A 25990-nucleotide genomic window follows, 5' to 3' on the forward strand; every position below is an offset into this window, starting at 1 on the left:
GAGATTTAAAAATTTTCTTTTCAATTTATAGTTTACAACAGGCAGTTAATTATAGCCTTTTAGGTCTGTTTTATTATAAACATTCTTCTGTTTTAAATACAAAATCTTTTTTAAGTTATGGTTTTCCATAATATTCTTGTAGTTTTTATATTACATTTGTTATAAATGTAACATTCATATTATATTCGCAATTTTTAAACCCATTATTACTTTAAAGAAAATGAGATACAACTTTTTTTATTCTATAATGATATCTATTTTATTCTTAAATAATTTTTACTCTCAAAAACTTACAGAGAATAAAATAGATGAATTCACAAAACAATCAATCCAAAAAACTAGTTGGGAAACGCTTTTTTCTACAATGAAAGGAACATCTTATTTTAGAATATCAAAAATTGACAACATACTTTTTATACAACTGAAATTTAGATTAAATGATGGCTTTGAAACAAAGTCTTTTTCAATTGAAAAAGATCAAGAATTAATGTTTAAAACTAAAGAAGGCGAAATTATAACTTTAAAAAATCTAAAATCTACAGTAACTTGTGTGGGTTGTGGAGCAATAAGCTTCAATGCATCTCAAGCTCTTGGGATAGAAGTTTCATATCAAATGAGTGAAGAACAGTTTAATGTACTCAAAAATAGCTTTTTAGAAAAAATACGAATATATACAGATGTTGATTATAAAGAATTCGAAATAAAGAAAAAGAACGCTCTTTTATTCACCGATTCTCTTAAACTTATTCACTAGGATTTTCTAAATATCTTTTTCTATTCTACGACAAAACTCGCCTCATGCAAAACAGGAAAATTGCAAGAATTAGCAATAAAACACAATTGATTTGCTTTTTGATGCAATTCTAAAGCCAATTCAATTTGATCTGGATTTGAAATTTTCACTTTTGGATATAATCTAACCTCAACAAAACGCCCGCTTCCATCTGGATTTACTTCTAGTGTTGCTTCAGCATTATCTGAATATTCTAGAACTTCTATTCCGTTTTGAGAGCAAACATATAAATAAGACATCATGTGGCAGGAAACTAAACTGCTCAGCAATAAATCTTCCGGATTATATAACTCCGGATCTCCTTTGAATGCTTTTGCTGCTGAAACTTCTAAAATTGGTTTTCCTTCAATTTTAATTTGATGGTTTTTGCTGTAGAATCTTTTAGAAGAATCTTCTGTTTTTTTTGAAGTCCAGTTTAATTGAGCTTTGAATGAATGTTTCATTTTACTAAGTTAAGATTTTAAGCTGTAAATGAATTAATCTCGCAAAGTCGCGAAGACGCAAAGAAAATAAAACTTGGCGATTCTGCGACTTTGCGAGATTAAAATAAGCTAGCTACCTAAACACTTAAAAACAAAAAACCTCAAAAGCGTATCACTTCCGAGGTTTCTTAGAGAATTAAACTAATAAACAAATTCTAAAACTATTTCTTTACTGAGAATTTAAAGGTAGTTTTAGTTTTGTACTTTTCTCCCGGGTTTAAAACCGTTGTTGGGAAGTTTTTCTGGTTTGGAGAATCCGGATAATGTTCTGTTTCTAGACATAATCCTGTTCTGTGTGCAAAAGTTCCGCCGTTAGGCATTGGCAGCGTTCCGTCAAGGAAATTTCCAGAGTAAAACTGAATTCCAGGTTCATCTGTAGTCATTTCCATAACTCTTCCGCTTGGAGCATGATATACTTTTGCAATGATTGTTTTTCCTTTTTCAGGATTGTTCAACACCCAGCAGTGATCGTAACCTTTTCCTTTTTCTAACTGATCATTTTTAGCATTGATGTCTTTTCCAATTAATTTTGGAGCTCTGAAATCGAAAGGAGTTCCCGCAACATCATCTAATTTTCCTGTTGGAATTAAATCAGCATCAACCGGAACTAATTTATCAGCATTTAAAGTCAATTCGTGATCTAAGATTGTTTTGCTAAAATCTCCGGATAAATTGAAATACGAATGCTGTGTTAGATTCACAACCGTTGTTTTATCTGTTTCAGCTTCGTATAAAACTTCTAACTGATTATCATTTGTCAACGTGTAAGTTACAAAAACTTTCAAATTTCCGGGATAACCTTCTTCCATATCTTTACTTAAATAAGATAATTTTAAAGAAGCTGTTTCTCCTGATTTTACCTCATCTGCTTTCCAAACTACGTTAAAATATCCCTGTGGGCCGCCGTGTAAAGCATTTGGTGCATTATTGATCGCTAATTGATATTCTTTCCCGTTTAAAGAGAATTTTCCTTTAGCAATTCGGTTTCCGTATCTTCCTATCAAAGCTCCAAAAAACGGATTTTCTTTTTCATATTGTGCCAAAGAATTGAATCCAAGTACAACATTTTCAGAAACTCCTTCTTTATTGGGAACTTTCAAATCTGTAATTCTTCCACCAAAAGTGATGATATCAACTTCCATCCCGTTTTGGTTTTTTAATTTATAACTATCTACTTTTTCTCCTTTTGCTGTTGTTCCATAAGAAGATTTTTCGATTGTAACTGTTGCTTTTTTATCCGAAGAAACTGTAGCTTCATCCATTTTTTTATCGTTTTTGCATTGAGTTGAAATTGCCGTCAGACTTAACAAGCCGATTCCAAAAATACAACGTTTTAATACATTCATAAATGATAGTTTTTTAGTTAGTAAAGTCATAAAGTCTTTTCTTCAAAGTAACTAAAACTTTCCGACTTTATGACTTTCGTCTTTTGACTAAATTAAAGTCCGTGCTGAAACAAATGATAATATGCTTCGTTGGCATTGATTCTATCTTTAAACTCTCTTACAGTAGTTTTTTCATCAATAACCAATAATTCGATTCCCGCGATATCAGCGAAATCTTCCATGTATTCTGTTGTCAATGACTGGCTATAAACCGTATGGTGTGCTCCTCCAGCTAAAATCCAGGCTGTTGCTGCAACTTCTAAATTTGGTTTACAATCCCAAAGAACACGTGCAACTGGAAGTTTTGGCAATTCTGCCATTGGTTTTACTGCTTCAACTTCGTTTACAATTAAACGGAAACGAGTTCCCATATCAACCAAAGAAACATTGATTGCATCTCCCGCAGGCGAATTAAATACCAAACGAGCAGGGTCTTCTTTTCCTCCGATTCCTAATGGATGCACTTCGCAAGAAGGTTTTCCGTCAGCGATTGATGGACAGATTTCTAACATGTGAGATCCTAGAACATACGATTTTTGTGGCGTGAAATGGTACGTGTAATCTTCCATGAAAGAAGTTCCACCTTCTAAACCAATATTCATTACTTTTAAAGCTCTTACCATCGCAGCCGTTTTCCAGTCTCCTTCTCCACCAAAACCATAACCATCGGCCATTAATCTTTGTGTTGCAATTCCTGGCAATTGTTTCCAAACTCCAAGGTTTTCAAATGTATCTGTAAAAGCGCCGAAACCTCCTTCTTCAAGGAAAGCTCTTAATCCCAATTCAATTTTTGCCGCTTCCGCTAAAGAACTTCTTTGTGCTCCGCCTTCTTTTAAAGAATCAGTTAAGTTGTATGATTGCTCATAAACGGCTAATAAATCGTTTAGTTCTTTATCTGTTACTTTTTCAATATGCTTTGTCACATCTGAAGAATCATATCCGTTTACTGAAACTCCAAAACGAATTTGAGCTTCTACTTTATCACCTTCTGTAACGGCAACTTCACGCATATTGTCTCCAATACGGGCTACTTTTAGGTTTTGAAGTTCATCCCATCCTAAAGCAACTCTTGACCAAATTCCTAATTTTTTCTGAACTCTTTCGTCTTCCCAGTGACCTACAACTACTTTACGTTTTTTACGTAAACGAGACATGATGAAGCCGAATTCACGATCTCCGTGTGCCGATTGATTTAAGTTCATGAAATCCATGTCGATTGATCCCCACGGAATTTCAGCGTTATATTGTGTATGCAAATGACATAATGGTTTTTTAAGGATATTTAATCCGCCAATCCACATTTTTGCTGGAGAAAAAGTATGCATCCATGCAATAATTCCGATACAGTTTTTAGCTGAGTTTGCAGCCAAACAAACGTCTAAAATCTGCGAAGGCGATTTCACTACATCTTTATAAACCACTTTTACCGGAATTGAAGACGAAGCATCCAATCCTTTTGCAATAATCTGTGAATGTTCTGCTACTTTTCTAAGTGTTTCTTCACCGTATAATTCCTGGCTTCCTACTACAAACCATACTTCTTTTTGAGAAATGTCAATCATTTTGTTATTTTTTGTTTCAAGTTTCAGGTTTCAAGTTGCTGGAATCTAAAAAACTCGAATTGTTATTTATTGTTTTTGTTTTGTTTGTTTGACGTTCCAAGTTTCACGTTTCAACAACTTGAAACCTGAAACTTGAAACAAAATTTCTACTGTCCGTAATACGAATCTTTTCCGTGTTTACGGTTGTAATGTTTCTTTATTAATGAATCTTTTAATCTTGGCGCGTTTGGGTTTATTTGCAAAGTCAGGTAGGCCATTTCTGCCACAACTTCCAGAACTTTGCTGTTGTAAACCGCTTTTGCTGCATTTTTTCCCCAGGCAAACGGACCGTGATTCCCAATAAGAATCATTTCTACTTCTTCGTATGAAAGATTTTTTTCTTTGAAACAATCCAAAATCTGAATTCCGGTATTGTGTTCGTAGTTTCCTTCAATTAAAGAATCTGCCATCGGGGGCGCACACGGAATATCTGCAGTCAAATGATCGGCATGTGTTGTTCCGAAAATCGGAATATCTTGTTGTGCTTGCGCCCAAGCAACCGAATACGTTGCATGTGTATGCGCAACGCCTCCAATGTTTGGCCAGTTTTTATATAAATAAGCATGCGTTTTTGTGTCAGATGACGGTCGCAGATTTCCTTCTATAACATTATTGTCAAAATCGACGATAACAATATCTTCAGGTTTTAAATCTTCGTAAGGAACACCGCTTGGTTTAATGGCAAAAACACCATTTTTTCTATCCACAGCACTTACATTTCCAAAAGTGTATACCACCAAATTCAATGCATTTAACTGCATATTGGCTTCGTAACATTCTTGTTTTAAATCTTTATAAAGAGAACTCATGTTGCGATATTTTAAGGTTTGGATCTGCAAAAGCACTTAATTGTTCATAAGCAATCAGCAGCTTATTATAAGCCGCTACTTTATCTAATTGAGGGAAATATTCTCCGTCAAAATCACTTCCTATTTTCTGGCTTGCTTCAATTACGTTTGGATAAATTCCAGCTGCAACCGCTGCATAAATTGCCGCTCCTAAAGCTGGAGTTTGGTCTGAAGCTGCAATTTTAATTGGCTTGTTTAAAACATTTGCCAAAGCCTGCATGATAAAAGGAGATTTACGGGCAACACCACCAATTCCGATCACGCTGTCGATTTTTACGCCTTCTTCTTCAAAACGGTCTACAATTTTCTTCGCTCCAAAACAAATTGCGTTTACTAAAGCTTTAAAAATATGTGGTGCTTTTGTTCCTAGAGAAAGATTTGAAATCGCGCTTTTTACTTCTTGGTTCGCATCTGGAGTTCTTCTTCCATTAATCCAATCCAAAGCAATTGGAAGACTTTCTGAAACCGGAATTTTCTCTGCTTCTTTCGTTAATTCTACAATTAATTTGTCACTGAATTCTTCTCTTAATTGTTCTTTTTGAGCATCATTTAAAAGAGATGAAGAACCTAATAAATGTTCTGTCGGCCACATTAATAATTCTTTGTACCAAGCCAATAAATCGCCAAAAGCAGATTGTCCTGCTTCAAGACCAATAAAGCCTGGAATAACTGAACCATCAACTTGTCCGCAGATGCCGCGAACGGTTTTTGTTCCCACTTCATCATACGAACCAACCAGAATATCGCAAGTTGAAGTTCCCATAACACCAACTAAAGTATTCTCTTCGATTTTTGCTCCAACAGCTCCAGAATGTGCGTCGAAAGTTCCAACAGCCACGACTGTTTCTGTAGAAAGTCCTAAACGATCTGCCCATTCTTTGCTTAAATTTCCGGCAACTAAATCAGATGTATAAGTTTCATCGTATAAGTTTCCACGAAGCTGTGCCAAATATGGATGTAATTTTTCTAAGAATTCAACGGGCGGTAATCCGTTCCAGTCGGTGTGCCACATTGCTTTGTGTCCGGCTGCGCAACGGCTTCTTTTGAAGGTTTTTAAATCTTTATCTTCAATTAACAAATACGTCATTAAATCGCAATGCTCCATCCAGGTGTGCGCTGCATTTCGAACGGCTTCGTCTTGTCTTGCAATGTGAAGAATTTTTGCCCAAAACCATTCAGATGAATAAATTCCTCCAACGTATTTTGTTACGTCTTCTCCGCCCCAGCTTACTGCCAGTTCGTTAATTTCGTTTGCTTCGTTTATAGCAGTATGATCTTTCCATAACACCATCATTGCATTTGGGTTTTCTTCAAAACCTTTTGTCAATGCTAATGGCGTTCCATCTTTTGTAACCGGCACGGGAGAAGATCCAGTCGTGTCAATACAAATTCCACGAACCAGTTTTGGGTCAACTTTACTTTCTTTTACAACATTCTGAATTGTAATTTCCAAGCCTTCGATATGATCCAAAGGATGCTGGCGAAACTGATTTATAGAAGCGTCACAATATTGTTTGTTTTTCCATCTTTTGTAATGAGAAACATTAGATGCTAACTCCTGCCCATTTTCAGTATCTATAAGCACCGCACGAACAGAATCTGTTCCGTAGTCTAATCCTATTACATAATTTTTCATTCGAAATTTATTTTAAATAATGACAAATATAATTATAAATAATTCATAAGTGTGTAAAAAACACTTAATAAAAATAAGCTGATGAATTTTTACAAATAATGCATAAAAACAAGGGTTTAAGATCAAAACAAAAAATAAATGTTAGTGTTACATTTATTACATTGCGATTATTTCATCTTAATTTTCAAAACGGTAACAGAGTAAGCCGGAAAATCATATTGAACTTTGTTTCCAGACACTTTAAATTCGCTTTCTTTCGGACTTATTTTGGTTGGATTTTCAAAAGAATTCTCATCATTTATTCCGTCTCCTTTTAAAATTACTGCTGTCCCTTTTGAATCTAATTTTGCTCCTTTTATATCAATTGAAACATTTTGAGAAGCCGAATTTGTGTTCACAATTTTCAGAATTACTTCTTTTGAATTAACATCTTTTACTGCAGACGCAAACAAATCATTTTGACCCGTAACTGCTTTTCCGTCTTTTGTAATAGTGATTAAATCTGTTCCTTTATTATTGGAAAATAATTTCTGAACATAATAATTTGGCGTTCCGTATGATTGTAAATTATTAAACCAAATCATGTCCGGTGTCCATTGCCAGCCTTCAACGTGAGCCAATAAAGGCGCATAAGAAGTCAGCTGAACCACCTCAGCATTACGCTCCATTCCTGTCATGAAAGCCGCTTCAGAAAAAGCGCATTCCCAATTGTTTTTGTTTTCTGGGCTTGCGATGGCAACACTTTGCGCCGCATATTCTCCTGCGAAGATTTTTGGTCCTTTACGATCGTAATTATCGTAGCGAGTTACATTTTTACGAAACCAGGCTGGATCTTTGTAATAATGTTCGTCAACAATTTCAGCGTTTAATTTTTTAAGTTCTTTCATGCCATAATCGTAAAAATCGCCATCAGGGAAAGGTCCTGTTCCAGACACAATTGTGATGTTTGGATATTTGGCTTTAATGGCTTTTTGAAACACTTTAAAACGCTCGATATAATCTGGTCCCCATTGCTCATTTCCAACTCCAATGAATTTTAAGTTGAATGGTTTTGGATGTCCCATATCAGCTCTTACTTTTCCCCAAGCTGTTGTAGCATCGCCATTTGCGAATTCGATTAAATCTAATGCATCCTGAACATAAGGATCGATTTGATCCATTGGAACTAGTTCTCCAGTATTGAATTGACATGCCATTCCACAGCTTAAAATTGGAAGTGGAGAAGCGCCAATATCTTCTGAAAGCTGGAAATATTCAAAGAATCCTAAACCAAAACTCTGGAAATAATCGGGAGCTGGTCTGTGTGCAAATTCCATATTCCAACGGTTTACTGCTGTTTCTCTGTCTTCAACTTTTCCAACTGATTTTTTCCATTGGTAACGCTCTGCCAAAGTCCTTCCTTCCACAATACAACCTCCCGGGAAACGCAAAAATCCCGGTTTTAAATCGTATAATAATTGTACTAAATCTTTACGAAGTCCATTTTTTCTTCCTGCCCAGGTATCTTCTGGAAATAATGAAATATTGTCTAAATCAATTACGCCGTTTCCTTCAAAAGTGATTTTTAATTTTGCTTTGGCTTCTGTTGCTGAAGAGGTTAATTGAGCTGAATAATTGGACCAGTCATTTGATGTTGGAACAACTGAAGTTTCGCCTAAAACTTTATTGTCTTTATCAATAAACTGAAATATTATTTTCGAAATATTACCTGATATTTTTGAAGCTTTTAAAGTCAGATTGTACTTCAAATCTTTCTTGATTCCCATTCCTCTGAAACCTTCGTTTATTAACTGATATCCAGAAGCATCATTAATTGTAACGCGACAATAATTATGATTTGTCCCTTTTTGAGAATACTGAATCACATTGGCAATTCCGGATTGCTGGTTTAGTTTGTGGCGATCGCTGTTTGGCTCGTTCCATCCCATCATTGGAAATAGGAATTCGAATGATCTGTTTTTGATCATTTCGGCATATAAGCCTCCATCTGCAGCAAAATTGATATCTTCAAAAAACACGCCGTACATAGTCGGTTGAATTTTTGTTACGGTTTTTGCAACATCAACCTGAAGATTATTTTTTTGTGCCGATGTGTAAATGCCATTCAGCAATAAACCGCAAAGGGTAATTTTTGTAATTAAATTGGACTTCATTTTTTATTTTATTTGTGTTTTATGGTACGCGGATGACACTGATTCACTATCGTGAAAGCGCGGATAAAAACGGATTTTTATTTTTTAAACTTTGACTTATCTTTAACCGGATTGAAATCCGGCCCTACAATATGAATTGTTCCTTCGGAACTTTCTATTCATACATTATCTTGTTTCTTGCGTCTATTCTCTATGTTCTATAATCTATTCTCTATAATCTAACCAAACCTTCATTTTTCCAACGCCTCGATTTGACCAAGAATAATATGGAATTGCTTTGAATTTTTCATTCTCGATCACATTTACGCCTTGCAATAAATTGGCTTCCTTTTTTACCTTGAAAGTATCTCCAGATACTACATTTATTTTGTCAAAATTGTTTTTGTTATCGATTTCTTCTACGGCATAAACAATCGGACCGTATTCTAAAGAAACTTTATTTTTATTGGTTTCTACTTTTGAATTGGTTTCTACTTCCTGAACTTCCATCGGGAAATTAAGATTGATTTTGTCTCCTTTTTTCCAGTTTCTTGAAATGATGTAATATCCATTTTCAGGTTGAATTGCTAATGTTTCTCCATTCAAACTAATACTTGTTTTTTGAGTTGAAGCTTTTTTATAAGAATATAAATCTCCCGGCAAAACTTCATTTCTTGCCCAGCCCGGAACTCGAAGTTTGATTGTGAACTGGCTTTCTTTTTTGGGATTTACAGAAATGGCAATTTTTCCGTTCCAGGGATAAGAGGTTTGCTGCGAAATCTGTAAATCGGTTTTGTTTAAAGTGAATGAAGCATTGTTTGAAGCATACAAATTCACATATAGAACATCTTTTGATTTCGAATAAATAAGTCCCGGAATCGACGGAATAAATCGGATTAAATTGGTCGGGCAGCAAGAACAATCAAACCAAGCCTGACGCGTGCAAGAACCTCTGTTTGATTTAAAAACGCCATCAGCTTCTAAGGCATTTGGGTAGAAAAATTCTTTTCCGTCAAGCGAAATTCCGGAGATTAATCCGTTGTACATCGTTCTTTCTATCACATCAAAATATTGTGATTTTCCGTATAAATTATGCAGTCTGTGATTCCAGTATACATCGCCAATTGCTGCGCAGGTTTCGTTATAGGCCGTAAGATTTGGCAATTCATAATTCGCTCCAAAAGCTTCGCCGTCGTGTCTTGAACCAATTCCGCCTGTGATGTACATTTTTTTGTTGACCATGTTTTCCCATAAATTATTTACGGCATTGGTATAACCTTGGTCTTTTGTCATCGCAGTGATATCTGTCATTCCCGCGTACATGTAAACGGCTCTAACGGCGTGTCCAACAACTTCATTTTGCTGAATTACCGGAATATGATCTTGTGCATATTCTCCATATAATTTATGATTATTTGGGTTTCCGCGATTATCTAAAAAATATTTCGCTAATTTCAAATAATCTTCTTTTCCTGTAATTTGATATAATTTGATTAAACCCGTTTCTATAATCTGATGTCCCGGAACGCCTTTTACCTGACCTGGTTTATCGCCAAAAGTTTTTACAAACAGATCGGCATTTTTGATGGCAATGTCCAGAAAATTTCTTTTTCCTGTGGCCTCATAATGTACTACAGCAGCTTCTATTAAATGTCCTGCATTGTAACATTCGTGGCTTATTTGCAACGATTCCCAACGTTTACCTTCAATAACCGGAACCCACGGCGCTGGCGGTTTTGCAGGATTTATGGTTCTCCATGTGGTTAAATAACCGTCTTTTTCCTGACCAATTTTTACAATAGCAATTAAAGAATCTAATACTTTTTCCAGTTTCGGGTTTGGAGCCGAAATTAAGGTGTTTGATGCGCCTTCGATAATTTTATAAACATCGGTATCGTCAAAAGGCATCTGCCCTCGAACTTCTCCTGTTTTTTGTTTTCCTGCGATTAAGAAATTTTCGAAACGGCCTTCTTCGTTACATTTTTGAATGGCGTAAGCAATCGTAACTTCCTGCACTCTTTTTATAATTGGAAGCCAGAATGAATCGGTTAATTTTACATTCTGAATGTTAACAGGTTCTATTTCGTAACCTGCTTTTAAGGCCGAAGTTTTATTCGATTGCACGACATCATTTTTGGTTTCTTTACAGGAAATCAAAACGAGAAATGCGATTAAAATTGGTATGAATGTGAAAGTATATTTTTTCATTATTTTGATTATTCTATTTTAAAATCGGCCATAAATCTGCGTCCCATTGCATTTCTTTTACTATTAATCTTGGTGTTCCGTTTGACTTCTTTTCATAAGCATGATAGAAAATATAATCTTTGCCGTCAAATGTATAAGCGCTGTTATGACCTGCACCAAAGTAATTTTCATCGCCCTGAACAACTAAACTTCCGCCGCCCTGATCGAGTGGTTTTCCGTCTTTATCGACATAAGGGCCTGTTACGGTTTTAGATCTTCCAACGACAACTTTATAAGTACTTTTTTCTCCGCGACAGCATAAATCCCAAGAAAGAAATTGATAATAATAACCGTTTTTCTTAAAGATAAAAGGAGCTTCGAGTGCGCCGTCTCCGGGATCTGAATCTGGTAATTCGAAAGTTCTTTTTCGTTTTGAAATTGTATGCCATTCCTGCGGGTGTGCTATCGATTTTAAATCGGGATTTAGTTTTACCATTTTCAGTCCTTCCCAAAAAGAACCAAAAGCCAGCCATGGTGTATTATTTTCATCAAAAATCAAATTGGGATCAATCGCATTCCACATATCACGGTTTGGCTGTGACTGAATCACAATTCCCTGATCGACCCAATTGTAGTTTTTATCTTTTGAATCTAATGTTATATTGGTCGCAACGCCAATCGCCGAAGTATTTTTGGCGAAAGCCGAAACGGAATAATACAGATAATATTTATTATTATGAAATGAAATATCCGGCGCCCAAATATGGTTTTTAAAATCGGCTGCAACGCCATCTGCCCAAACTGGTTTTTCTGCAAAAACCTGTGGTTCTGGATTCCAGTTTTTTAAATCTTTGGAACTAAAAACACTGATTCCTTTTCCGGTACAAAACAAATAATACGTATCTTTTTGTTTGATGACAACGGGATCGTGTACTACAATTTCCTGCGCAAAAGAAATTCCACCGATTAGAAAGATTAGAATTGAAATTGCATATTTTATGTTTTTGTAAACCATATAAGTCATATAAGTAAATTTAAGTTTGGCTTTATCTGAAAACTTTTAGGTCATGTAAGTCCAACTGAATTCATGAACAAACTGAAAACTGCGACTGTCTTCGACTTCGCTCAGACTGACAATCTATTGTATTCCTTCTGATGTCATAATCACTCTTTTCATTGTTCCGTCTTTGTTATAAAATAATTTATCAACGCATACTGATCTTCTAAAACTTCCTCCATCTGGAATTGATGCTCCATTGTGATAAATGAAATACGACTGTCCTTTAAATTCTATTATCGATTGATGATTGGTGTTGCTGTTTCCGGCGATTTCGTTTAAAATTCCTTTAAATTCCCATGGTCCGTTAATGGATTTGCTCATTGCGTAAGCTATTTTTTCAGGGAATTCATAAGCGTATGATAAATAATACCAGTTTTTGTGTTTGTGTATCCACGGAGCTTCGGTAAAATTTGGCAGTTTTATGTGATGAATTTCGCCATCTATTTCAGTCATATTTTCTTTTAGCTTAGCATAATGACAGGCTGTATTTCCCCAAAACAAATAAGCTTGTCCGTCATCATCAATATAAACTGTCGGGTCGATATCGTCCCAGCTTATATCGCTAAATTTTGTCATATCGTTTGTTATTAGAGCTTTTCCCAACGCATCTTTAAAAGGCCCAAGCGGATTATCTGCTACAGCAACTCCAACTGATTTTCCGGGAACAGTTCCGTGTTCGACCGTTACATACCAATAAAATTTTCCTTTTCTTTCGATAACCTGCGAAGCCCAGGCATCGCTTTTTGCCCATTTAAAATCGGTTACTTTTAGAGGTACCGGATGCGATTCCCAGGTTTTCATATCAGATGAAGAATATACCAGCCATTCATTCATTTTATAAAAGTGAAAATCATTTGGCGCTTCGTCATGACCAGCGTATAAATAGACTTTCTCTTTATACACTAATGCTGCAGGATCGCCTGTATATTTATCTTTTATAATTGGATTGTTGAATTTTGATGCATCAATCTGGCTTATTGCCGTTAAACAATACAAAAGCGAAAGGCTTGTAATTATATTTTTCATTATAATGTAATTTGGCATTTTATTGATTTTGCAACATTTTATTTAAACACATAGAATTTCTGGTTCGAAAAAAGGCGTTTCACTTGTTTAAATTCACATAGCTATGTGCATTGATGCGAGTGAAACGCCTTTCAACACTTTGTAAACTATGTTTCTATGTGTTAAAATTTATTTTCACGTTTGGAATTTTCTAATTTATCTTTTTACCCCAAACTGGTAATCCCGCTGTTGTTAAACCAGAATAACTTAAAGTTACTTTTCTGGTTGTCGATTCCCAATCCCAGGCATCGCTTACATTACATTTTACGCCGTTTATAGTCAGGATTTTTTTGGTACTGTCGTACGACCATGTTCCTGTTGCGTCACCGCTTACTTTTTTATCTGCGGTTAGATAAAGAGTAACCGATTTCTGCATGGTTTTGTATTGATAATTCATAGTAATTTGTTCCCATGTTCCTACAAAATTTGCTTCGGAAATTGTAGTTGTCGGAACTCCTGCATAACGCTCTGCTTCTACAACCGGCCATCCGTCTTCTGTCCATTGAATGGCACGTACATGTCCCATCATGACAGCATTTGAAACGTTAATTCCGGCAACTCCTTCCGGCAGACGTGCCTGCGAAGCATAATACCATTGTTTGGTTGTTGGGTTTTGAAAAACAGCACAATGCGAAAACCCAACCCAGCCTGTATGATTTTTAAATTGATACGGATGCGTTATCATTGGGTAACATTCTGCTCCGTTTGTAATGCTGATTCCGGTATTGGTTACGTAAGGACCTAAAATATTTTTTGAACGTGCTACACGAGTATTGTAAGCGACTGATAATTCGTCGTAAGCCAGAAATAAATAATAGAATTGCGTATCTGGATTGTAGATAATTTCCGGTCCTTCGAGTGCCTGCCAGCGGTTTGTGTTTACATTTCCACGGCCTGCAATTCGAACTCCATAATCGTCGATTGTTTTTAATTTGTCTGGTTTTCCTGTCGCCGGATTTAGTTTTAAAGCGGCAATTCCGGAATGCCAGGAACCGTAAATCAAATATTGATCACCTTCGGGAGTTTCAATAAAACTTGGGTCGATGGCGTTGAATTTAAAATAAGCATCCCAATCGTTTCCTCCGTTTCTAACATAACTTTTTACGCCGTCTGGTTCTGAGCAGACAACCATTCCTTTATCTACCCAATTGTTTGACGCTAAATCTGTAGTTTCGGCTAAACCAATAAAAGCGCGTTCTGTCCATGAGGTATTTGTATCTGTTCCAGTAATTGGATTGGTAACGACTATGCTGTAATACATTCTGAAAACATTTCCAACTTTGCGAACGCATGGCGCCCAATATCCATAATTTGGATTTTCTATTGGAGGAAGCGCCGGATTCATTCTGGCTCTTTTATTGTTTAAGGAATCTTTTACCCAAGCCGGAGCCTGTGTCATCGAAGATCCCATAAATTCCCAATTGATTAAGTCTTTTGATCTTCTGTAGAAAAAATGTCCGTTTCCGTTATGAGCATTTCCGTAAGAAGCATCAGTTTGGTACATATAATAATAGTCTCCCGATTTTTCTACAGATGGATCATGCACGTTGGCTAAATTCCATTGTGATCTGTTTCCCCAAACTGAAATTGCGGTATAATTATCTGCATAAGTCGGCCCCGGAAAAGCTGGCGTTACTACAGGCGGCGTCACCGGATCTGGATTTGGTTCTTCTAATGCCGGATCATCTTTTGAACAGCTGGAAATTAAAATCGCTGCTGCAAAAAATCCAATGAAAGAAACCATCTTTAAAATGGAATTTGATTTTTTCATTTGTTTATATTTTTATTTTCCTTCTAAAACAATTACTGAGAAAGGAGGAATTGTGATTTCTAGTTTTCCTTTTTTGTTTTCGAAACCTTTAAAAACTGTTGGAACAATTTTGTTTGGTGTATCGAATGAATTGTAATCCTGTAATTTTGCAGATGTTATAATTTGTCCTGTAAAATTTTTAACTCCAAGATCGTTTGTGTCAATTTCTATTTTGTTTTTGTTTTTAGCATCAACATTTACCAATGAAATATGTACTGCTCCGTTTTTGTCTTTTGATGCCGAAACTGATACTGCAGGAAGTGTTTCTCCTTTTACAGTATACAATGGCGACTGAAAACTGATTGGTAATAGTTTTGCATCCTGATGAACGCTGTACATTTTCATTACATGATACGTTGGCGTTACAATCATTTTGGCTTTATCAGTTAAGATTACGGCTTGCAGAACATTAACACATTGTGCTAAATTGGCCATGCGAACTCTGTCTGCATGATTGTTGAAAATGTTTAGGGTTGATCCTGCTAAAACGGCATCACGCATGGTATTTTGCTGATATAAAAATCCCGGATTTGTTCCTTTTTCTACTTCATACCATCCGCCCCATTCGTCTACAACCATAGCTACTTTTTTCTCCGGATCGTATTTATCCATTACGGCAGCATGTTTTGTAACGAGTTCTTCCATTTTTAAGGCAGACTGCATGGTTTTGAAATATTCTTCTTCAGAAAAATTAACGCCGTCTCCTTTTTTGCCCCAATCGATTACGGCATAATGATGAACACCCACTCCGCCTAACATATTTAGCGGAATGTTTTTCATTAAAACTTCTGTCCAGTTATAGTCAGAACTATTTGCTCCGGATGCTATTCGGGTAATGCCTCCAGTGTTGTTCCAGTCAGACATAAAAGTGGTAAACTTGCGATATTCATTAGCATAATAATCTGCAGTCATATTTCCGCCGCAGCCCCAAGCTTCGTTTCCAATTCCCCAGAATTTTACTTTCCAAGGTTCTTTTCTTCCGTTTTTTACACGTAAATCGCTCATCGGACTTTTTCCTCCAAAATTGGTATACTGAACCCAGTCTGATAATTCCTGAACGGTTCCGCTTCCAACATTTCCGGATAAATATGGTTCTGCGCCTAAAACTTCACAAAGGTTTAAAAAGTCGTGTGTTCCAAAGCTGTTATCTTCGGTTACACCGCCCCACCATTGGTTTACAATTGTTGGTCTTTGTTCTTTTGGACCAATTCCATCTTTCCAATGATACGTATCAGCAAAACATCCGCCGGGCCATCTTAAATTTGGAATTTTCAGGTCTTTTAAAGCGGCTATAATATCATTTCTAACACCTTTTGTATTGGGTATTTTTGAGGTATCTCCAACAAAAAAACCACCATAAATACAACGTCCCAAATGTTCGGCAAAATGTCCGTAGATATTTTTGTTAATCGTTGGTGCATCAGTGTTGTTTTTTATGGTTACAACTGTTGCGTTTTGAGAGAAACCTGACTCACAAACGGCGATAAGAAATGTGATTAAAAGTGCTTTTTTCATAGTGTTTTTAAATAAATTATTTCGAAGAAAACCTTCTTTGAATTTTCTTCGGAATGGTATTTTTAATAAGAAAGTGTAGGCCATCCTGATGACCATGTAAAATATACGATTTCGAGTTTAGGATTTCCGCTATCGGCTCCGTCATAATAATGAACAGCTCCTTTTTGAGTCCCTGTAATTCTTGACAAATGACCCGGACCAATGTAATTTCCCTGCGTGGCTAAAACTGTGGTTCCACCGCCGCTTTTTAAAGATACTCCATTTTTGTCTGTAAATGGTCCAAACGGACTTGTAGAACGTCCTACAACAATGTAATAAGTGCTGTTTACTCCGTTGCAACATGTGCCTCGGTTTACAAATAAATAGTAGTAACTGCCTTCTTTTATTAAACACGGTGCTTCCCATGAAGCGCTGTTTCCTCCGGCAACAATAGTTTTGCTTCCGGTTGTTTTTCCGGTTGAAGGATTAATTTGAATAACTCCAATCCCGGCATGCCATGACCCGTAAGCCATATAAACATTACTTCCATCAACTAAAATAGAAGGGTCGATAGCATTTACATCTGAAGCTGAGGAAGAAGAAACGACAACTCCTCGGTCTGTCCAGGTAGTTCCGGCGCTTTGTGAAATGGCCGGCGCTGTAACCAAACCAATTGCAGAAGTGGCTGAACCAAAAGTAGAACATGAATAATACATGTTCCAGCGGTTATTGAACCATGCCACATCCGGAGCCCAAAATGTTTTGGTAAAACCCGGTACATATCCTGTAATCCAGCTTGGGGTAGCACTAAAAACTGAAGTTCCCCAAGTCCAGTTTGTTAAATTGGTTGAATAGGTCATTGGGATATTATCTCCTGTCGTAAAAACATAATAATTAACACCGCTTTTTACTATTGTGCTCGGGTCGTGAGACGGAACATTTCCGCTTACTGTTTTAGCCGTTAGATTATTTTTTACCTGAGAATTTTGAGATTCGGCTGCTGTACTCTCATTCGAAGGGATTATAACATCTTCATTTTGACAACTTCCTAATAATATTGCGAATAAAACCAAACTTGTAATTGTTTTCATTTTTTTGAATTTTTAGTTACTGTTTCAATACTAATCTTGTAATCGCATTCTTTTATAATACTATATGACAGACTTTTTATCTGTCATATAGTATTAAATTCTAACTAACTCAAAATATATTTTTAGTTCTCTGCTCGTAGTCACAGTTTACAGAGAGACTGAGACTGAAAAACTTAATAACTTTCGTTTTGTACCGTTCCCGGATTGTTATCCATTTCTAATTGTGGAATTGGATAGTATTCTCTTCCTTTTGTATAAGAATTGAACTCGGTGTCTCTTGCTTTTAACCACGCTAATTTTGTTGGATTTTCCAGCCAGCCCCAACGGCGAATGTCATCAAAGCGATGTCCTTCAAGAGGAAATTCTAAGAATCTTTCGTGACCAATCTGTTCTCTCATCTGTTCTTGTGTCATGCCCGGTTTTGTTACTGCTAAATCCGGCAGGTTTACTCGATTTCTTACCATTTGAATATATGTGTAAGCACCCGGTGTATCTCCGGTTTCGTTTAAACATTCGGCATACATTAAAAGAATATCGGCATATCTCAACAATCGCTCGTTAATTCCGGAACGCCAGTCATATTCATCTGCAAATTCTCCGTCGGAGTTTTGATATTTTCTACAAAACAAATCGTTTAAATCTCCTGGACTTGAAGCATAAAAAGTGGCAAAATCTTTTCCATACAATTGCATTCCTCCCGGTTTATTATAGAAAATGGTAGCATCTAAACGAGGATCTGTTGCTCCTGTTTTTGTTTTTTCTTCCTGAAATTCATTAAACAAAGCCCATGTTGGCTGCACATCTGTCCATCCAAAAGCTCTTGGCGCATATGTAATCGCACGTGCCGAAGTTTTTCCCCAGCCAGATGCCGGAGCACCTCCCCAGCCTAAATCGACACCGCCGGCATCTCTGCTGAATTGTACTTCAAAAAGAGATTCTGAATTGTTTTCGTTTGCTGTTGTAAAATTGTCACGGTAATTGGCAACTAAAGAGTAAACGCCCAAGTCTATTACTTGTTTAAAAGTCGTTCTTGCATTAGTAAAATCTTTAGTAAATAAATACGCTTTTCCTAAATATCCTAATGCAGCACCTTTTGTAGCACGTCCTTTTTGGCCTGCATCTAACCCTGAAATTCCGTCGTAAGAATTAGGCAGTAAATCTGCGGCCGCTTTAAAATCGGCGATTACTTGTGCCCATCCTTCGTCTTGTGTTTTTTGCGGATAATAAACAGCCAATTCTGTTGGCAGCGGAACATTTTTAAACAAATTCACAGCATGAAACAGATATAATCCTCTTAAAAAATAAGCTTGTCCCAAGATTCTGTTTTTTAACGCTTCATCTGCAAAATCAATTCCCGGAACATTTGTCAAAACCTGATTGGCTCTGTAAATCCCCTGATAATAGGTTTCATAAGCCCAGCCATAAATGGCGGCATCGGCTACATTTGAGTTAAAATGCCCAGCATTGTACATTGACCCCCAAGGACTGTTTGTACGTGCGTCATCTGCTCTTGCGTCAAGAAGTAAAGGTGTACTTCTCATGTAGGTTCCGTCTGTTAATAAACTTCCGTAAGCAGCATTTACGCCCTGCAGCGCATCCTGATCTGTCTGCCAGAACGAATCAACTGCGTTATTGTTTGGATCTAGCTGTTCTAAGTCTTCGTTATCAACACAGCTTGTTGTAACCAAAGCCATTGAAAAGAAAACTGCTATATAATTATATATTTTATATTTCATTTTAATACGTTTTTAATTGGTTAAACCGGTTTTAGAAACTTACTTCTACTCCTAAAGAAATTGTTCTCGGATTTGGAAAAGATCCGGCATCATATCCTCTCGAAATTAATCCGTCACTGTTAAAATCAGGATCGTATCCTTTATATTTCGAAATTGTCAGCAGGTTTTGACCATTTAGATAAACTTTGGCTTTTTGAATAAATTTGTCTTTAAACGGAATGTTATAACCAATTTCCATTGTTTGTAATTTAACGTAATCGCCGCTTTCTATAAATCTGTTAGAATCTCTTGCGTTTCCGTTAGGATCGCCAATAACCGGAGCCGGAACGTTTGTATTTGTGTTTGTTGGTGTCCAGTAATTCAATTCGTCTGTATGATGATTAGTATATTGACCAATCATTAAATTGCGGTACATGGCATTAAATACTTTGTTTCCTCCACTTCCCTGCCAGAACATTGAGAAATCAAAGTTGGAGTACGAAGCACTAAAATTCAATCCAAAACCATATTTAGGAATTGCTACACCCTGAAAAGTTCTATCGGCATCTGTAATAATTCCATCACCATTTACATCTTTAAATTTTATGTCTCCCGGCGCTGCACCTGTTTGAGTTGGTGATGAAGCGACCTCAGCCGCATTCTGGAAAATTCCAATGGCTTCCCATGCAAAAAGTTCTCCTGCAGATCTTCCTACTTCTGTCTTAGAAACGGCTCCGTAAATAGGATTTCCGTTTACGCCAATTTTTGTAATTTCATTTTTAAGCGTACCTAAATTTGCCGAAATATCATATTTAAATTTATGATGGTGGTTGCTGTAAGATGCTGTAAACTCAACTCCAGAATTTTTCATAGCACCCGCATTTGTCGTTACATTTGAAGGAAATGCTCCTGTTGAATAAGGAAGCGGAACTCCTAATAACAAATCATCGGATTTTTTTAAGAAATATTCTGCTGTAAATTGTAAATCATTATCTAAGAAACCTAATTCGATTCCAACATTGGTACTTGATGTTTTTTCCCAATGTACATTTGGATCTAAGGCGCTTACAACAGTGGTTCCCGGCGCTAGTTCGTTATTAAAATCATAACCTGCAAAACTGTTTACTGTAGTAGCAAAAAAGTATTGCGGAATAGTATTGTTACCAATTGTTCCGTAACCCCCTCTAAGTTTTATATTGCTTACCCAAGATGGTAAATGAATAAATTTTTCGTTGCTGATTCTCCATCCACCTGAAAAAGAATAAAAGTTTGCAGAGTTATTTATCTTGCTGAAAAGAGAGGTTTTATCTTGTCTGAAATTTGCCTGAAGTAAATATTTGTCATCAAAAGAATAATTCAATCTGCTGATGTATGAAATTCCGGTAATTGTAAATTTATATTCAGATGCATTTCTTGAATCGGCATATTGAAGCATGCTGATTTCGCCAGGTTCAAATCCAACTCCTCTGGTTGTAATACTGTGGTTGTCGCGTCTTTCCTGAATCCAACCTGCTAAAGCATCGATTTTATGTTTTCCAAGTGTAACTTCGTACGTTAAAAGATTGTTTAAAAATGTTCTTAACTCATTTCCTGTCGAAATGTCAAGAGAAGCTTCATCATTTGTAGTAATGTAATACCATCCTAAATCACTAGGCGGAATAAATTTTCTGTTTTCCCAGTCAGTTCTATCATAACTTACATCAAGTTTATATTTTAATCCTTTTACAATTTCAAGTTCAGCCCAAACATCACCTAGAAATCTGTTTCTTTTTCCGCTGTTTTTTATTAAATTATTGTAGCCAATAGGGTTCATAGAAATCGCTCTCTGCGTAAGATTGTCTGTTCCTCCGTAACCGCCAAGTCTGTTAGAATCGTAAACCGGCATTGTTGGAACTGCGCCTAGAATGTCGCTGATAACAGTTTGTCCGGCATTGTATTCATTAAAAATTTCTTTATCAGATTGTGTGTAGCCAATTTTTGCTCCGTATTTAAATTTTCCTTTTTTACCATTCAAATTTAAATTTGTCGATAACCTTTCATAGTCCTGGGGCGTTCTCACATAACTGGTATTTTTAAAATAATCAACATTAAAGCTATACGCTAAACTTTCTGCACCTCCTGTAAAGGTCAATGCCTGATTTTGTACAACTCCGGTCTGCAAAGCTTCTTTTTGCCAGTCTGTATCGACATTTGAAATATATGATGGGCTCGAAGGATCATTTCCCGGTGCAATACTTACCGGAACACCAGCTCTTAAATCTCTGTTTCTTTCGGCTTCGCTGGTAATTTTTTGATAACCTACACGATCCGTAACGTCCCATTTTTTAGGAACAGTCTGAAGACCTACAATAGATTTAAATTTCACATCCATTCTGCCTTCTTTTCCTTTTTTGGTTGTAATAATGACAACTCCGTTGGCACCACGAACACCATAAATTGCAGCCGAAGAGGCATCTTTAAGAACCTGCATCGATTCTATTTCTCCCGGTGCAAAATCATAAGGTGCGTCGACCATAATTCCGTCAATAATAAAAAGAGGGTTGTTATTTGTAAATGAAGTTATCCCTCTGATTTTAATATTTACAAATCCTCCAGGTTCTCCAGATGACTGAACCGTAACTCCCGGAACCTGACCCTGAAGCATTTTTGCAGCATCATACGTAACGGTCTTTTTTGCCGATTCCATATTTACGACACTCACAGATCCTGTTAAATCAGATTTCTTTTGAGTTCCGTACCCAATTACCACTACCTCATTTAATTTATTTGTGTCTTCACTTAAAGTGACATCAATTTTTGTCTGGTTTCCAACTGCGATTTCTTTATTTTGAAATCCTATAAATGAATAAATTAAAACATCGTTTGAAGATGCTTTAATCGAATACTCTCCATCAAATCCAGTTGTAGCAACTGTTTTGGTTCCTTTAATTATAATGTTCACCCCAGGCAAAGGCAGATTGTCTTGTGCCGAAGTAACAACTCCATTAATCGTTTTGCCCTGAGCCGACATTTGATTAACAGAAAATAATAGCATGCAGGTTGCTATAATCCAGTCTTTTTTTGGCAATAAAAAATTGCAGTAAAAAATTAATTGTTGGTTTGTTATCATACTGGTTGGTTTAAGGTTGGTTTTATGTTAGTTAATAAGTGTTGATATTACATTTGTAAATTTAAATAAAAAAAAACCTCTTAAACAAATTAAAATGATAAAAAAACAATTGAAAAAAAACACATATCGTAATTTAAGTGTAATATAAACATTTAAAAGTTTGTTGTTTTTTTCAAAAACTTGCTGATTTTGACAAGTTAATTGTGTATAAATTACACTTTTTAGCAAAAAGCCTATTTTTAATCAAAATAGCAGCAACTTAAAAAAGTTTAGAAAATGGTTTTATTTTAATTGATTGAATAAGAATAAATTATACTTTTGTAAATAAAAACTTATTTAAAGACAAGGTCGCTTTTGTATTATTTTATACTTTTTTGAAAAAACTATCCTGCATTGGCCTGTTTTGGTCTTAAAAAAAATCTTAAAACGAAAAATGAGTGTTATTTTTGTTCAAAAAAGGAATTTTTTAACGCTATTTTTGAAGGGTTATTTGTGTAAGTGTAAAAACTACATTAATAAATTATGAAACAAATGAGGAAGTTTATATCTTTACCAATAAAATATTGAATATGCTAAACAGTTATAGCTCTGCCGATAAGGTTTTATTAGCGGTAGATTGTATTATTTTTGGGTTCGACAGCGAAGGTTTGAAAATACTTTTAATTAAAAGGGATTTTGAACCCGAAAAAGGAAAATGGTCTCTGATTGGCGGATTCTTAAAACGTGACGAAATTTTAGATGATGCGGCTATCAGAATTTTAAATACATATACAGGTTTAAACGATATATATATGGAGCAGCTGTATGCTTACAGTGAAATTGATCGTGACCCTGTCGAAAGAACAATTTCGGTTTCGTATTTTGCTTTGATTAATATCGAAAATCATAATGCCGAACTGATCAAAAATTACCATGCAGAATGGTTCCCGATTAACGATGCTCCACATTTAATTTTTGACCATAACGAAATGGTTCAAAATGCCATAAAAAGACTTCGTTACAAAACTTCAATTAAACCTATTGGTTTTGAGCTGCTTCCGGAAAAATTCACCATGCGCCAGCTTCTAGAATTATATGAAGCGATTTTAAGTAAAGAATTAGACAAGAGAAACTTTATCAGCAAAATAAACTCTCTCGAAATCCTGAATAAACTAGACGAAAAAGATATGCAGTCGTCGAGAAAAGGATCTTACTTGTACACTTTTAATAAAGAAAAGTATGAAGAGAAATTACTTAACGATTTTGTATTAAACTTATAAAAAAGTTCCCTGCAGATTAAAGGATTAAAAATCTGAGTAAATCTTTTACTCTGTTGCTAAAAACTAAAAAACAAAACCCTGAAATTTGTCGATTTCAGGGTTTTGTTCTTCAGGGAAAGTACTGTTGGTCTTTTACTTTGATATCTAAGCCCGAAAATAAAATATTAAAGAGAGTTTCGCATAATCAATGAAGATTTGTTTTCGATTTGCTCTTTTTTTCCTTTCAAAACCATTTCGGCCAAAATTTTACCCATGGCTTCAAAATGAGTCGAAATAGTTGTAATTCCGTTTGCCGCAATTTTTTTCAGCGGTGTTTCATTATACGATATAATTCCAAAATCTAAACCTAATTTTAAATTCTTATCTCTCGCATTTTCGATTACACGAACCAAATCACGATCGTTTGGAATTATGTATAAATCACCTTCTGTAATTTCTCTGTTTGTAAACTCGGTTATAATTTCAGATTCAAAACGATATTCAGCACAAAAATCTTCAAAACCAAGTTTCATTCCGAGCGGTTCTCTAAATCCCGGAAAAATCAAAATGAGTTTTTTGTATTTGCTCAATCTTTCTTTTCCTTTTTTCAAACCTTCAAAAATATCTTTTTGGTGATTTTGATAAATTGCCGGATATAATTTTAAATCCGGATTCGTCTGATCCAGTATAATTACGTCACCTACTGGTAGGGTTTTTATAGAAGGAAGAATATCTTTTAAATTCGTCGGCATCAAAATGTATTTGGTGTAATTTCCGTTACTGTCATTTATAAGCTTCTGAAAAACCTGACTATTGAAATGATGAAAGAAAATATCCACCTGAACATTTTTTCCAATATTATTTAAAAACGAATTATAAATATCTTCTTTGAAAATATTCAGCTCATCAAAAAGTAAAAAAATCTTTTGTTTTATAGTGATTTCAACGCTTTTAACATAATATCCCTTTCCTGGAATGGCGTAAATAATGCCTCTTTTTTTGAGTTCATCATAAGCCAGCAAAACCGTATCGCGGGACAAAGAAAACGCAAGACAGACTTTATTTACCGACGGAAGCCTGTCGCCCTTTATCAATTTTTCTTCTTCAATTGCTTTTTCTATTGAAAGAATTATCTGCTTATATTTTGGCAGGCCAATGTTATTTTGAATCGAAATTATATTCATAAGAAAACTGAAATTTTGTGCAATATACAAAAACTGGTAGGTACTGGTATGCAAAAATAAACAAATGTTTTTATTTTTGAATTTCATTATTGGCAAAATTTATATGGAAATAAAACATAAATCGCATTTAAACGAAACTTATAATTCTAAATCCTTTGGTTTCATGCCAGATAATAACGAAATTTTCGCTTTCGAATTATCGAACAAAAATGGTATGAAAGTGGAGATTATTAATTATGGAGCGACTATAACTTCATTAAAAATTCCGGTTTCAAAAGGAAATCTTGTTGATGTTGTTTTAGGTTTTGATTCTCTTTCGTCTTATTTAGAATCTTATTTACTGCCAAGCGCACCTTATTTTGGAACAACTGTTGGGCGTTACGCCGGACGAATTAATAAAGGAGCTTTTTCATTAAATGGAAAAACTTTTCAATTGGCTCAAAATAATAATGGAAATTCTCTTCACGGTGGAAATAATGGTTTTGGGAAAAAAGTATGGAATGTTACCAACCAGACTTTGGGAGAAAATCCTTCAATAACATTTAGTCTTGTAAGTGAAAATTTAGACGAAAATTATCCGGGAGAATTGCATGTAGATTTAACGTATACTTTGACAGAGCAAAATGAACTGAAATTAGATTATAAAGCAGTTTCGACAGAAGATACAATTATAAATTTAACGCATCACAGTTATTTTAATCTGGACGGACATGATGGAAGTGTTTTGAACCAAAAGGTTTTTATTGATGCTGAAAAAATACTTGAAACGAATCATGAAAATATTCCAACCGGAAAATTTATTGATTTAACCAATCACGAATTTGATTTTAGATCTGAGAAAAATTGTCCGGCATCTATCGATAATTCTTTTGTAATCGAGCAGACCAATACTGCTGCTGCCGTTTTATCGAGCTCAAAAAACAATTTGAAAATGAGCGTTTTTACAAATCAGCCAAGTGTACATATATATGTAGGAGGAAATTGTTTTGATGTTTTGAAAGGAAAAAATGATGCTGTTTATCATAAAACCAGCGGAATTTGCTTTGAAACCCAAAATTTTCCGGACGCTCCAAATCAGGCACATTTTCCGAATTCGGTTTTGAAAAAAGGCGAAGAATATATTCAGAAAACGGTTTACAAATTTGAAAATATAAACTAAC

General features: G+C 35.5%; 18 protein-coding genes. 3 read left to right on the top strand and 15 right to left on the bottom strand.

What is annotated here, in order from left to right:
* Window positions 1-220 precede the first annotated feature (220 nt).
* Complete coding sequence (locus tag BUC29_RS03980; protein ID WP_139260393.1) at window positions 221-754, top strand: hypothetical protein; 534 nt, start codon at window positions 221-223, stop codon at window positions 752-754.
* Between the two features lie 20 nt (window positions 755-774).
* Here the strand turns inward: BUC29_RS03980 and BUC29_RS03985 are convergent, their stop codons facing one another.
* The 14 genes from BUC29_RS03985 to BUC29_RS04050 form a co-directional block, all read right to left on the bottom strand.
* Window positions 775-1236, bottom strand: a complete 462-nt coding sequence (locus tag BUC29_RS03985) for an OsmC family protein (RefSeq protein ID WP_073413517.1) — start codon at window positions 1234-1236, stop codon at window positions 775-777.
* A gap of 200 nt (window positions 1237-1436) precedes the next feature.
* Window positions 1437-2621, bottom strand: a complete 1185-nt coding sequence (locus BUC29_RS03990) for an aldose epimerase family protein (protein ID WP_073413519.1) — start codon at window positions 2619-2621, stop codon at window positions 1437-1439.
* A gap of 92 nt (window positions 2622-2713) precedes the next feature.
* Window positions 2714-4222 (bottom strand): L-arabinose isomerase, encoded by a 1509-nt coding sequence (gene araA / locus BUC29_RS03995; RefSeq protein ID WP_073413521.1) that lies wholly within the window; start codon window positions 4220-4222, stop codon window positions 2714-2716.
* Window positions 4223-4368: 146 nt separating this feature from the next.
* Entirely contained in the window at window positions 4369-5070 is a 702-nt protein-coding gene (locus BUC29_RS04000; protein ID WP_073413523.1) for an L-ribulose-5-phosphate 4-epimerase, read from the bottom strand.
* Window positions 5054-6745, bottom strand: coding sequence for a ribulokinase (locus BUC29_RS04005; RefSeq protein ID WP_073413525.1), 1692 nt, complete (start codon window positions 6743-6745; stop codon window positions 5054-5056). Before BUC29_RS04005 ends, BUC29_RS04000 begins: the two co-directional genes overlap by 17 nt.
* A gap of 167 nt (window positions 6746-6912) precedes the next feature.
* Window positions 6913-8898 carry an alpha-L-arabinofuranosidase C-terminal domain-containing protein gene (locus tag BUC29_RS04010; protein WP_073413527.1) on the bottom strand — a complete coding sequence of 662 codons (1986 nt, stop codon included), beginning with the start codon at window positions 8896-8898 and terminating at the stop codon, window positions 6913-6915.
* A 204-nt stretch (window positions 8899-9102) separates the two neighbouring features.
* Entirely contained in the window at window positions 9103-11085 is a 1983-nt protein-coding gene (locus BUC29_RS04015; RefSeq protein WP_073413529.1) for a glycoside hydrolase family 127 protein, read from the bottom strand.
* Between the two features lie 13 nt (window positions 11086-11098).
* Window positions 11099-12088, bottom strand: a complete 990-nt coding sequence (locus BUC29_RS04020) for a family 43 glycosylhydrolase (protein WP_244160761.1) — start codon at window positions 12086-12088, stop codon at window positions 11099-11101.
* 114 nt (window positions 12089-12202) lie between these two features.
* The gene (locus BUC29_RS04025; RefSeq protein ID WP_073413622.1) at window positions 12203-13150 is read right to left on the bottom strand and encodes a glycoside hydrolase family 43 protein; all 948 of its coding nucleotides are present in this window, start codon (window positions 13148-13150) and stop codon (window positions 12203-12205) included.
* Window positions 13151-13340: 190 nt separating this feature from the next.
* Window positions 13341-14960 (bottom strand): arabinan endo-1,5-alpha-L-arabinosidase, encoded by a 1620-nt coding sequence (locus BUC29_RS04030; protein WP_073413531.1) that lies wholly within the window; start codon window positions 14958-14960, stop codon window positions 13341-13343.
* Between the two features lie 12 nt (window positions 14961-14972).
* Complete coding sequence (locus BUC29_RS04035) at window positions 14973-16514, bottom strand: alpha-N-arabinofuranosidase (RefSeq protein WP_073413624.1); 1542 nt, start codon at window positions 16512-16514, stop codon at window positions 14973-14975.
* A gap of 62 nt (window positions 16515-16576) precedes the next feature.
* Entirely contained in the window at window positions 16577-17584 is a 1008-nt protein-coding gene (locus tag BUC29_RS04040; RefSeq protein ID WP_084538581.1) for an arabinan endo-1,5-alpha-L-arabinosidase, read from the bottom strand.
* A gap of 173 nt (window positions 17585-17757) precedes the next feature.
* Entirely contained in the window at window positions 17758-19320 is a 1563-nt protein-coding gene (locus tag BUC29_RS04045; protein ID WP_073413533.1) for a RagB/SusD family nutrient uptake outer membrane protein, read from the bottom strand.
* A gap of 31 nt (window positions 19321-19351) precedes the next feature.
* A complete protein-coding gene (locus tag BUC29_RS04050; RefSeq protein ID WP_073413535.1) occupies window positions 19352-22408 on the bottom strand; it encodes a SusC/RagA family TonB-linked outer membrane protein in 3057 nt (1018 codons plus the stop codon).
* A gap of 569 nt (window positions 22409-22977) precedes the next feature.
* Between BUC29_RS04050 and BUC29_RS04055 the strand changes: the two genes are divergently transcribed.
* On the top strand, window positions 22978-23667 hold the full coding sequence (locus tag BUC29_RS04055; RefSeq protein WP_073413537.1) for an NUDIX hydrolase: 690 nt from the start codon (window positions 22978-22980) through the stop codon (window positions 23665-23667).
* A gap of 164 nt (window positions 23668-23831) precedes the next feature.
* On the opposite strand, the gene BUC29_RS04060 is transcribed toward BUC29_RS04055, so the two are convergent.
* Complete coding sequence (locus BUC29_RS04060) at window positions 23832-24830, bottom strand: GntR family transcriptional regulator (protein WP_073413628.1); 999 nt, start codon at window positions 24828-24830, stop codon at window positions 23832-23834.
* 103 nt (window positions 24831-24933) lie between these two features.
* Between BUC29_RS04060 and BUC29_RS04065 the strand changes: the two genes are divergently transcribed.
* Complete coding sequence (locus BUC29_RS04065) at window positions 24934-25989, top strand: aldose epimerase family protein (RefSeq protein WP_073413630.1); 1056 nt, start codon at window positions 24934-24936, stop codon at window positions 25987-25989.
* Window position 25990 lies beyond the last annotated feature (1 nt).

The organism is Flavobacterium defluvii (genome assembly GCF_900129555.1).
In the GTDB taxonomy this organism is placed as follows: Bacteria; Bacteroidota; Bacteroidia; order Flavobacteriales; family Flavobacteriaceae; genus Flavobacterium; species Flavobacterium defluvii.

Coding starts and splice junctions, on each gene's coding strand:
- BUC29_RS04040 (WP_084538581.1), bottom strand. CDS start 17,584: ATGAAAACAATTACAAGTTTGGTTTTATTCGCAATATTATTAGGAAGT.
- BUC29_RS04005 (WP_073413525.1), bottom strand. CDS start 6,745: ATGAAAAATTATGTAATAGGATTAGACTACGGAACAGATTCTGTTCGT.
- BUC29_RS04045 (WP_073413533.1), bottom strand. CDS start 19,320: ATGAAATATAAAATATATAATTATATAGCAGTTTTCTTTTCAATGGCT.
- BUC29_RS04065 (WP_073413630.1), top strand. CDS start 24,934: ATGGAAATAAAACATAAATCGCATTTAAACGAAACTTATAATTCTAAA.
- BUC29_RS04025 (WP_073413622.1), bottom strand. CDS start 13,150: ATGAAAAATATAATTACAAGCCTTTCGCTTTTGTATTGTTTAACGGCA.
- BUC29_RS04030 (WP_073413531.1), bottom strand. CDS start 14,960: ATGAAAAAATCAAATTCCATTTTAAAGATGGTTTCTTTCATTGGATTT.
- BUC29_RS04055 (WP_073413537.1), top strand. CDS start 22,978: ATGCTAAACAGTTATAGCTCTGCCGATAAGGTTTTATTAGCGGTAGAT.
- BUC29_RS04010 (WP_073413527.1), bottom strand. CDS start 8,898: ATGAAGTCCAATTTAATTACAAAAATTACCCTTTGCGGTTTATTGCTG.
- araA (WP_073413521.1), bottom strand. CDS start 4,222: ATGATTGACATTTCTCAAAAAGAAGTATGGTTTGTAGTAGGAAGCCAG.
- BUC29_RS04050 (WP_073413535.1), bottom strand. CDS start 22,408: ATGATAACAAACCAACAATTAATTTTTTACTGCAATTTTTTATTGCCA.
- BUC29_RS03990 (WP_073413519.1), bottom strand. CDS start 2,621: ATGAATGTATTAAAACGTTGTATTTTTGGAATCGGCTTGTTAAGTCTG.
- BUC29_RS04060 (WP_073413628.1), bottom strand. CDS start 24,830: ATGAATATAATTTCGATTCAAAATAACATTGGCCTGCCAAAATATAAG.
- BUC29_RS04000 (WP_073413523.1), bottom strand. CDS start 5,070: ATGAGTTCTCTTTATAAAGATTTAAAACAAGAATGTTACGAAGCCAAT.
- BUC29_RS03980 (WP_139260393.1), top strand. CDS start 221: ATGAGATACAACTTTTTTTATTCTATAATGATATCTATTTTATTCTTA.
- BUC29_RS04015 (WP_073413529.1), bottom strand. CDS start 11,085: ATGAAAAAATATACTTTCACATTCATACCAATTTTAATCGCATTTCTC.
- BUC29_RS04020 (WP_244160761.1), bottom strand. CDS start 12,088: ATGACTTATATGGTTTACAAAAACATAAAATATGCAATTTCAATTCTA.
- BUC29_RS04035 (WP_073413624.1), bottom strand. CDS start 16,514: ATGAAAAAAGCACTTTTAATCACATTTCTTATCGCCGTTTGTGAGTCA.
- BUC29_RS03985 (WP_073413517.1), bottom strand. CDS start 1,236: ATGAAACATTCATTCAAAGCTCAATTAAACTGGACTTCAAAAAAAACA.